Here is a 9,840-nt window from a genome sequence, read left to right on the forward strand (position 1 = left end):
CTGTTTGGGAATGGTCGCTTCCTGCTGCGTCAGTTGGAGGGAGCAAAAGCGGAAATGGCCTTGGCGGTGAACGCTTACAACCTCAAGCGAGCGATTAGCGTGCTTGGAGCCCGCCAGTTGATGGCGCCAATGGGCTGAAAGGCCTTTTTTCGTCTGTTGCCCGCACAAAAACAAACGCCCCGAACAAGTCGGGGCGTTTTGTTGGGCCTTCATCAGTGTGTTTTCACACAGTCTGTTCGGGGTGCTTTTTTTATGTCCATGATTTAGACCTTCCGACACACCATAGACCCAATGTGAGAGCAGGCTTGCTCGCGAGAGCGGTGAGTCATTCAGCATCCACTTTGAATATTAAGCAGCATTCGCGAGCAAGCTCCCCCCACACGGGATTTACCGCGCGACTTGAATCACGAACACAAAAAAGCACCCCGCAGGGTGCTTCATCTCAAACGATCGAACGATTATTGGCCCGACCCATTCTGCGACAGAATCAATTTACCTTCCTTGTCGACCGGAATCTGGTTGCCCGGATCGCGATCCATCCGCACCTTGCCCTCCTTGCCATCCAGCGAATAACGCACGTCGTAACCAACAACCTTGTCACTGATGTCATTCACTGTGTTGCAGCGCGTTTGCGTGGTGGTGTAGGTGTCACGGTTTTGCATACCTTCCTGCACCTTGTTGCCGGCATAACCGCCGCCAACCGCACCTGCCACCGTGGCAATCTTCTTGCCGGTGCCACCCCCCACCTGGTTACCCAGCAAACCGCCCGCTACCGCACCGATAGCGGTGCCGAGGATCTGGTGTTGGTCCTTGACCGGCGCCTGCCGGGTCACGGTTACATCCTTGCAAACTTCACGTGGCGTCTTGATCTGTGTTTTAACCGGCTCAACGGCCAGCACTTGCGCATACTCAGGGCCGCTTTTAACCAGGCTGTAGGTGGCAACAGCACCCCCGGCTGTTACACCGACAGCACCCAATACCGCACCAACCAGTAACGACTTGTTCACATGAACCTCCTGACCATCACATGCGGGTCGGGCCCGCGCTTATCCCAGCCTTGGAGCATAAAAAAAGGCGCGAGTTCAACTCGCGCCTTTTTTGGCTGACAACCGGGAAAACGATGGCCGTTATGGACGGTCGTCGATTTCCTTGTCGGTGTTAGCGGGTGGAATCAGGTCTTCAGTGGTCAGATCCAGCCAGATCAACACCACGTTAGCGATGTAGATCGACGAGTAAGTACCCGCCAGAACACCGATAAACAGGGCAATGGAGAAGCCGAACAGGTTGTCACCACCAAAGAACAGCAGAGCCGAGATCGCCAACAACGTGGAGATCGACGTCGCCATGGTGCGCAGCAAAGTCTGAGTGGTCGAGATGTTGATGTTCTCGATCAACGAAGCCTTGCGCAGCACACGGAAGTTCTCACGAACCCGGTCGAACACCACGATGGTGTCGTTCAGCGAGTAACCAATGATCGCCAGTACCGCCGCCAGCACCGTCAGGTCGAAGGTGACCTGGAAGAACGACAGAATACCGATGGTCACGATCACGTCGTGAATCAGCGAAACAATGGCGCCGACCGCGAACTTCCACTGAAAGCGGAAAGCCAGGTAAAGCAGAATGCCGCCGAGCGCCAGCAGCATGCCGAGGCCGCCCTGGTCGCGCAGCTCTTCACCGACCTGCGGGCCGACGAACTCGACACGCTTGACCGTCGCCGGGTTGTCGCCGCCGACCTTCTGCAGAGCATCGGCTACCTGATGACCCAGTTGCGGGTCTTCGCCAGGCATACGCACCAGCAGATCAGTGGTTGCACCGAAGCTCTGCACGATAGCTTCGTGGTAACCCGACTCCACCAGTTGCTCGCGCACCTTGGTGACATCGGCCGGACGCTCGTAGGTCAGCTCGATGAGCGTACCGCCGGTAAAGTCCAGACCCCAGTTCATGCCCTTGGTGGCGACACTGAACAAGGCCAGCACGGTAAGGAACAATGTGACGCCGAACGCAACGTTGCGAACGCCCATGAAGTTGATTGTACGTAACATGGCAGCCCCTTAAATCCACAACTTCTTGAAGTCACGACCGCCGAAGATCAGGTTGACCATCGCGCGGGTCACCATGATGGCCGTGAACATCGAGGTAAAGATCCCGAGGGACATGGTCACTGCGAAGCCTTTGACCGGGCCTGTGCCCATGGCAAAGAGAATCCCGCCGACCAACAAGGTTGTCAGGTTGGCGTCGAGAATCGCGGTGAATGCCCGGCCGAAGCCTTCGCTGATTGCACGCTGCACGGTCATCCCGGCGGCAATCTCTTCGCGAATCCGCGAGAAGATCAGCACGTTGGCGTCGACCGCCATACCCATGGTCAAGACGATACCAGCGATACCCGGCAGGGTCAGCGTTGCCCCCAGCAGCGACATCAGCGCCAGCAGCAACACCATGTTCACGCCCAGAGCGACAGTGGCGATGATGCCGAAGAAGCGATAGATGGCGATGATGAACAGCGAGACAAACAGCATGCCCCACAGCGATGCATCGATACCTTTGGTGATGTTGTCAGCACCCAGGCTCGGACCGATGGTGCGCTCTTCAGCGAAGTACATCGGCGCCGCCAGACCACCGGCACGCAACAGCAGCGCCAGTTCGGACGACTCGCCCTGACCGTTCAGGCCAGTGATGCGGAACTGAGCCCCCAGCGGCGACTGAATGGTCGCCAGGCTGATGATCTTCTTCTCTTCCTTGAAGGTCTGCACCGGTACGTCTTTCTCGACGCCACCAACCACTTGCTTGGTGTAAGTGGTGACCGGACGCTGCTCGATGAAGATCACTGCCATGCTGCGACCGACGTTCGAACGGGTCGCGCGGCTCATCAGTTCGCCACCATGACCATCCAGACGGATGTTCACCTCAGGCGTACCGTGTTCGCCGAAACCGGCCTTGGCGTCAGTGACCTGATCACCGGTGATGATCAGACCACGCTCGATCTGCGCCGGAGGACGATTGCCTTCACGGAACTCGAACGTCTCGGAGGTGGCTTTCGAAGCGCCCGGCTCTGCCGCCAGACGGAACTCAAGGTTGGCCGTTTTGCCGAGGATACGCTTGGCTTCGGCAGTGTCCTGCACGCCCGGCAGCTCAACCACGATACGGTTGGCGCCCTGACGCTGGACGATCGGTTCGGCAACACCCAGCTCATTGACGCGGTTACGTACCGTGGTCAAGTTCTGCTTGATGGAGTATTCGCGGATTTCCGCCAGCTTGGCCGGGGTCATCGCCAGACGCAGCACCGGTTGACCATTGAGGTCGGCCGGAACAATGTCGAAATCGTTGAAGTTCTTGCGGATCAGTGCACGGGCTTGTTCGCGGCTGCCTTCATCAGCGAAGCCCAACTGGATGGCACCGCCCAGTTGCGGCAGGCTGCGATAGCGCAGCTTCTCTTTGCGCAGCAGGCTCTTGACGTCGCCTTCGTAGACTTTCAGGCGTGCATCGAGGGCTTTATCCATGTCCACTTCCAGCAGGAAGTGCACACCACCGGACAAGTCCAGACCCAGCTTCATCGGGTGCGCGCCCAGATTGCGCAGCCATTGCGGGGTGGTTTGTGCCAGGTTCAGCGCGACGACATAGTCATCACCCAATGCCTTGCGCACAACGTCTTTGGCCGGCAGCTGATCTTCAGCCTTGCTCAGACGGATCAGGCCGCCCTTGCCGTTTGCCGCCAGAGTGGCCGCCTTGACGTTGATCCCGGACTCGTGAAGCGCGGTGCTTACGCGGTCCAGATCGGCCTGATTGACCTGCAGAGCCGTGCTGGCGCCGCTGATTTGAATAGCCGGGTCATCGGGGTAAAGATTGGGAGCGGAATAAATCAGACCGACCGCCAGCACCGCCAGGATCAGAATGTATTTCCACAGAGGGTATTTGTTCAGCATCACGCCGCCCGTTATGACGCGGGGCGCCTTGCGCGCCCCGTCGATTGAGTAGAAGTTGTTGCTTAGATCGCTTTCAGCGTGCCTTTTGGCAGCGTGGCGGCGATGGCGCCCTTCTGGAACTTCATTTCCACGGTGTCGGAAACTTCCAGAACCACGAAGTCATCGGCCACTTTGGTGATCTTGCCGGCGATGCCGCCGGTGGTCACCACTTCGTCGCCCTTCGCAAGGCTGCTCAGCAGGTTCTTCTGCTCTTTGGCGCGCTTGGCCTGTGGACGCCAGATCATCAGATAGAAGATGACCAGGAAGCCGACCAGGAAAATCCACTCGAAACCGCCGCCCATTGGGCCGGCAGCAGCCGGTGCAGCTGCGTCAGCCATGGCATTAGAGATAAAAAAGCTCATTTAGCACTCCAGTTGCAAATGTTGAATCTTGGGGTCAGAAAACTTAGTCCAAAGGCGGAACGGGGAGCCCGCGTTTGGCGTAGAAGGCATCGACAAAGGCGGCCAATGTACCCTGTTGAATAGCCTCGCGCAAACCAGCCATCAGCACCTGATAATGGCGCAAGTTGTGGATGGTATTGAGCATGCTGCCGAGCATTTCGCCGCATTTGTCCAGGTGATGCAGATAAGCGCGGGAGAAGTTCTGGCAGGTATAGCAATCGCAGGTCGGATCCAGCGGCGATTCATCATGGCGATGGAATGCGTTACGGATCTTCAGCACGCCTGTATCAATGAACAGATGCCCATTGCGGGCATTACGGGTTGGCATCACGCAATCGAACATGTCCACACCGCGGCGCACACCCTCAACCAGATCTTCCGGTTTGCCAACGCCCATAAGGTAACGAGGTTTGTCAGCCGGCATCATGCCCGGCAGATAATCCAGCACCTTGATCATCTCGTGCTTCGGTTCGCCCACCGACAGACCGCCAATGGCGAGGCCATCAAAGCCGATCTTGTCGAGACCTTCCAGCGAACGCATGCGCAGATCCTGGTGCATTCCGCCCTGGACGATCCCGAACAGCGCCGCGGTGTTGTCACCGTGAGCGTTTTTCGAGCGTTGAGCCCAGCGCAGCGACAGCTCCATCGACACGCGCGCGACGTCTTCGTCAGCCGGATACGGTGTACATTCGTCGAAGATCATCACGATGTCGGAGCCCAGGTCACGCTGAACCTGCATCGACTCTTCCGGGCCCATGAACACTTTGGCGCCATCCACGGGAGAGGCGAAGGTCACGCCCTCCTCCTTGATCTTGCGCATCGCGCCAAGGCTGAACACCTGGAAACCGCCGGAGTCGGTCAGGATCGGGCCTTTCCACTGCATGAAATCGTGCAGGTCACCGTGCTCCTTGATCACCTGAGTACCCGGGCGCAGCCACAGGTGGAAGGTGTTGCCCAGGATGATCTCGGCGCCGGTGGCGACGATGTCACGCGGCAACATGCCCTTGACCGTGCCGTAAGTGCCCACCGGCATGAACGCCGGCGTCTCGACGGTGCCACGCGGGAAGGTCAGGCGACCACGACGGGCCTTGCCATCGGTGGCCAGGAGCTCAAAGGACATGCGACATTCGCGACTCATTCTGTTTCCTCTGGGCCTGTTTGTTTAGGGGCAGTAGGTGCGGGGTTGCGGGTGATGAACATCGCATCACCGTAGCTGAAAAAGCGGTAACCGTTGTCGACGGCGGCCTTGTAGGCGGCCATGGTTTCGGGATAACCGGCGAAGGCCGAAACCAGCATCAACAGCGTGGATTCCGGCAAATGGAAATTGGTCACCAGGGCATCGACCACATGGAACGGCCGGCCCGGGAAGATAAAGATGTCGGTGTCGCCACTGAACGGCTTGAGCACGCCATCACGCGCCGCACTTTCCAGCGAACGCACGCTGGTGGTGCCGACCGCGATCACCCGACCACCCCGCGCACGGCAAGCGGCGACGGCATCGACCACGTCCTGGCCGACTTCCAGCCACTCGCTGTGCATGTGGTGATCTTCGATCTTCTCCACGCGCACCGGCTGGAACGTACCCGCGCCAACGTGCAACGTGACGAATGCGGTCTCGACGCCCTTGGCGGCAATCGCTTCCATCAGCGGCTGATCGAAATGCAGCCCCGCCGTCGGCGCCGCCACCGCGCCCAGGCGCTCGGCGTACACCGTCTGATAACGCTCGCGATCCGAGCCTTCATCCGGGCGGTCTATATAAGGAGGCAACGGCATGTGCCCGACGCGATCGAGCAGCGGCAGCACATCTTCATCGAAGCCCAACTCGAACAACGCATCATGGCGCGCAAGCATTTCAGCTTCGCCACCGCCATCGATGAAAATCTTCGAACCCGGCTTCGGCGACTTGCTGGAACGTACATGCGCCAGCACGCGATGCGCATCAAGCACCCGCTCGATGAGGATTTCCAGCTTGCCGCCGGAGGCTTTCTGCCCGAACAGCCGCGCCGGAATCACCCGCGTATTGTTGAACACCATCAAATCGCCCGGGCGCAAATGCTCAAGCAAATCAGTGAATTGACGGTGTGCGAGGGCGCCGCTAACCCCATCCAGGGTCAACAGGCGACTACCGCGACGCTCGGCCAAAGGGTGGCGAGCGATCAGCGAATCAGGGAGTTCGAAGGTAAAGTCAGCAACGCGCATGATGGGGTTCGTCTAGCAGGGCCCGAAAGTCTAGCGGAAATATCGAAAATTGACCATGAAACGTGATTGACCAACGGTAATCTCATCTCTATACTTCGCCGCCATTGAGCCCTGATGGCGGAATTGGTAGACGCGGCGGATTCAAAATCCGTTTTCGAAAGGAGTGGGAGTTCGAGTCTCCCTCGGGGCACCAAAATTAAGAAAGGTCTTGCTTAGCAAGGCCTTTTTTTTCGCCTGCAATAAAGTCCCTCACTTGTGGAGCTGCCGCGGGCTGCGATCTTTTGATCTTCCGCTTCTTGGCCATCCGAGCCCCAAGGATCCACACCATGCAAACGTCACTGGAAACAGTCGCCCTTTTCTCCCTCAAACTCGCCTACGAGGAAGAGGGCCTGAGCCCGATTCTGCGGGACGACATGGTCATGGGTGACTACCAGCGGGATATTTTCGAATTGTTGGTACGCCGGGGCGATGTCGAGACCATTCAATTCAAGATGAATGAGTGCCTGGGGCTGGCGATGGATGCGTTGGGCGGTGTCGAGAAACCGCTGGGACGGGAACTGCACAAGCTGTCAGCCGATTTCAGCCAGGCTCAGTCGCTGGAGCAGCTCGATCAGCCGCTCCTCGCGCTCAAGGGTTACTTGAAGGACATTCTGTAATCGAACGCGCGATCACTTGTCCACGCTCAGGTTGAAGAAAAAACCTGCAGATTACTTGAGCACTTTTACCACTCGAATGTTGATCGCAAACCCACCCGCGCCAGTCAGTTTCTTCCATCCCACGTACTGAAATATCAAGTCCTCGTCGATGGGGTCGCCCCTCTCTACCATTGCGGCGCCCAGCACCGCGACTTCCTTATAAACGGTGCAACTGCCCGCATCGGGGTGGACGGTGTAGATCACGTAGGGTTTGACGTATCGCACGGCGCGCAAATGTCGGCCGCATTCCCAGTCGACCGTAATCATCAACGTCTTCAGATACGCTTCGCCATCGGTTTCCGATTCCTCGGCGAGTTCGTTGAGCTTGGCGATTCCGCCGACGTCGCTAAAGCCCAGAGCGCGGGCGCGCTTGTATTGCGGGGTCTTCTTGTGCTCGGCCTGGGCCTTGAAGTATTGCTCTTGAAGCTCTCTGACCAGGACCTCCTCTTCCTTGTTCCTGATCTCGAACGCTTGGGCAATGACGTTTTCGCAACGGGCATATTCGGGAGAGCCAAGGCTTGCCTTGGCGAGGTGATCGCGATGGACGTAAAGAGTGTGATTCAAGCTGTCGACGCGGTTCATCGCTTGCCTGGTCGTCATGGTCCCGTTTTGAACTCTGTTCACTACCTCCTGAAAACTCTGACAATCGGAGAGGTATCCTTTCCAGGCCTCCTCCGGGGTTTCATCCCAGTAGGCAAGTGCCGGGGTCATTACGATGGCGAAGAACAAAGCGCTGAGCAGGCGCAAGAAAGAAGAAACGGTAGGCATGTGTAGTCCGTTACGCGGTTGAAGAAAGTGGCGCGAAGCTACTATTTTGTTATCTTGCCGTCCATCTCCAGCGCGCCTCATCAATACGCGCTGTTTCAAGGTTTTTGCAGGTTAAGGAAAGGATCGAATGGAGTTTCTGTGTCTACTCGCATTTCTGGCGACGTGGGGTTTCATGTGGCGCTGGGTGGTGAAAAACCGTGGCAGTTGGAATCTGTTTATCGGCAACGTTCTCGGTGCAGGGGCGGGTTTTGTTGTCGGGGTTGTGGTGTTTTCCGTCACGATGTCGCTGTTCGCGCCGGCACGTATTATCGAGCAGGCAAAGATACAGAACGCCGCGAAGCAGAGTGCTGAACCGGCCCTCATGCCTGAAGCGGAACGCGCGCCTGAGGAACCTCCCGTTGCTGCGCCTGCGCCTGCTCCTGTTTCCGACAACCTCCCCGCCTACGTCGCCAGCGAGCCGCAGAACGAGCCTTCACCACCTGAGTCCGCTCTCCTGCCGAACTTCAGCAAACGGCTACCTGCTTCGCTGCTGGAGAAGGACTTCAAGGACACTGCGGGCCACGATTTTGCCGCTTTGCGCAGAGTGGCAGGCAGTAATCCGAACGCGGACAAATCGTTGATGGCTTTCATGATGTGCGAACCCTTTATCAAGAGTGCGATGCGCTTTTCAGCGTCGACAGTGATGGCAAGCGCGAAGGACGCCAGCAGTCAACGGTTCAAGGATCAGACCTACACCATTACAAGTACCGCCACCTCACGGAACATGGTGGGAGACGATGTGAGGTATCGGTTTGACTGTTCAGTGCAACAAGTGGACGGCAACGATGCAGGCAAAGCCGCGTGGCGACTGCTCGATCTGAAATTGAAGAAGAGCGAATCTTAAGCCTCGTTTAAGGGTTCAAGGCGCCCGCTGCGGGCAATTCATGCCCTGATCGAACGCCTCGGCCTGTTCGACGAACACCTTGAAGGCGCTGTGGTCAGCGACAGCGCCAAGCTCTACGAACACCCGGCCTGCTATTACCGCCGTGCGGATTTGTAACCGGCGCTGGAGAGCAACGAGACGTTGCGTGAGCGATTTTTCGGCGGTGCGCGTAAGCCGATTTTCACCAGCAGCAACGCTGACAATCACCTGGTGACCTTTGCCGAAGTCATGGCGATGTACTTGCTGGTGTGGTCGCCGACAGCCTGGACGCTGATCAATCCGCCAGCCCCCGCGCTGACACCCGAACGCCACAAGCGCTATGCCCTGGAACAGACGCGAATCGACGGTTTCAAGACTGGTCTGGGTAACATCGCCCGTGCACTGGCGCACCTGCCGAGTCTGATGATCTTTGACGATAGTCCGAATGCAGCCCTATTGACAGCATAATCCGAGCGCAAAACTGTATGCCCATACAGCTAACATTTCCGGATAATTCGTCGTGGCAAGAAATCACATCAGAAGTAAAACCGGGCAAGGGCGCTACGACTCGACCGCACGTAGAGTCCTCATTTCTGAGTTCAGGCCAGTAACATTGTGCTTCCTCGAATCGCCCGATCGTGGGACCTCGAAAAGCCTACCGGATTATGAGTTCATAACGGGCGAAAAGGGATACCTACCAAATTTTCCCGTACTAATTCAGAGCGACGGTGAACCGTGGATCATCGGAATCCTTTACCTAGTTACGAAACTTCATAAAGAGGTTGGTTATTGGACGAGCCCCATGAAAGACAGGACACCGTTTCCCCCTTACGATAAGGGATAGGCAAACGGTTATGTTTATGACTAATAGCAACGACAAGAGTGGGGAGCTTTTGGGTCAGGAGCGGCGGCGCCGC

Annotated in this window: 9 protein-coding genes, 1 tRNA gene and 1 pseudogene; 4 read left to right on the forward strand and 7 right to left on the reverse strand. The window is 57.5% G+C overall.

The features are described from left to right. Positions 1-458: 458 nt before the first annotated feature. From AACY50_RS28135 to queA, 6 genes are all read right to left on the reverse strand, one after another. The gene (locus AACY50_RS28135; RefSeq protein ID WP_221733368.1) at positions 459-1,007 is read right to left on the reverse strand and encodes a glycine zipper 2TM domain-containing protein; all 549 of its coding nucleotides are present in this window, start codon (positions 1,005-1,007) and stop codon (positions 459-461) included. A gap of 120 nt (positions 1,008-1,127) precedes the next feature. Beyond that, positions 1,128-2,042, reverse strand: coding sequence for a protein translocase subunit SecF (gene secF, locus AACY50_RS28140; RefSeq protein ID WP_339434248.1), 915 nt, complete (start codon positions 2,040-2,042; stop codon positions 1,128-1,130). A 9-nt stretch (positions 2,043-2,051) separates the two neighbouring features. Beyond that, the gene (secD, locus tag AACY50_RS28145; RefSeq protein ID WP_339434247.1) at positions 2,052-3,920 is read right to left on the reverse strand and encodes a protein translocase subunit SecD; all 1,869 of its coding nucleotides are present in this window, start codon (positions 3,918-3,920) and stop codon (positions 2,052-2,054) included. Positions 3,921-3,982: 62 nt separating this feature from the next. Next, entirely contained in the window at positions 3,983-4,321 is a 339-nt protein-coding gene (yajC, locus tag AACY50_RS28150; protein ID WP_003227923.1) for a preprotein translocase subunit YajC, read from the reverse strand. Positions 4,322-4,364: 43 nt separating this feature from the next. Further along, on the reverse strand, positions 4,365-5,480 hold the full coding sequence (gene tgt, locus AACY50_RS28155) for a tRNA guanosine(34) transglycosylase Tgt (protein WP_162130185.1): 1,116 nt from the start codon (positions 5,478-5,480) through the stop codon (positions 4,365-4,367). Between the two features lie 14 nt (positions 5,481-5,494). Then, complete coding sequence (queA, locus tag AACY50_RS28160; RefSeq protein ID WP_339466768.1) at positions 5,495-6,559, reverse strand: tRNA preQ1(34) S-adenosylmethionine ribosyltransferase-isomerase QueA; 1,065 nt, start codon at positions 6,557-6,559, stop codon at positions 5,495-5,497. Positions 6,560-6,667: 108 nt separating this feature from the next. Between queA and AACY50_RS28165 the strand changes: the two genes are divergently transcribed. Then, positions 6,668-6,752, forward strand: a tRNA-Leu gene (locus AACY50_RS28165). A gap of 133 nt (positions 6,753-6,885) precedes the next feature. Further along, positions 6,886-7,215, forward strand: coding sequence for a hypothetical protein (locus AACY50_RS28170; RefSeq protein ID WP_339434274.1), 330 nt, complete (start codon positions 6,886-6,888; stop codon positions 7,213-7,215). 51 nt (positions 7,216-7,266) lie between these two features. Here the strand turns inward: AACY50_RS28170 and AACY50_RS28175 are convergent, their stop codons facing one another. Further along, the gene (locus AACY50_RS28175; RefSeq protein WP_339496065.1) at positions 7,267-8,022 is read right to left on the reverse strand and encodes a hypothetical protein; all 756 of its coding nucleotides are present in this window, start codon (positions 8,020-8,022) and stop codon (positions 7,267-7,269) included. A gap of 127 nt (positions 8,023-8,149) precedes the next feature. Here AACY50_RS28175 and AACY50_RS28180 point away from each other — a divergent pair, with 127 nt between their 5' ends. Both AACY50_RS28180 and AACY50_RS28185 read left to right on the forward strand, forming a co-directional pair. After that, positions 8,150-8,905 carry a hypothetical protein gene (locus AACY50_RS28180; protein WP_339539852.1) on the forward strand — a complete coding sequence of 252 codons (756 nt, stop codon included), beginning with the start codon at positions 8,150-8,152 and terminating at the stop codon, positions 8,903-8,905. 27 nt (positions 8,906-8,932) lie between these two features. Further along, positions 8,933-9,361, forward strand: a pseudogene (locus AACY50_RS28185) (alkaline phosphatase family protein); the annotation flags it as partial. Positions 9,362-9,840 lie beyond the last annotated feature (479 nt).

The organism is Pseudomonas sp. RA_15y_Pfl2_54 (assembly GCF_963971015.1).
In the GTDB taxonomy this organism is placed as follows: domain Bacteria; phylum Pseudomonadota; class Gammaproteobacteria; order Pseudomonadales; family Pseudomonadaceae; genus Aquipseudomonas; species Aquipseudomonas baetica_A.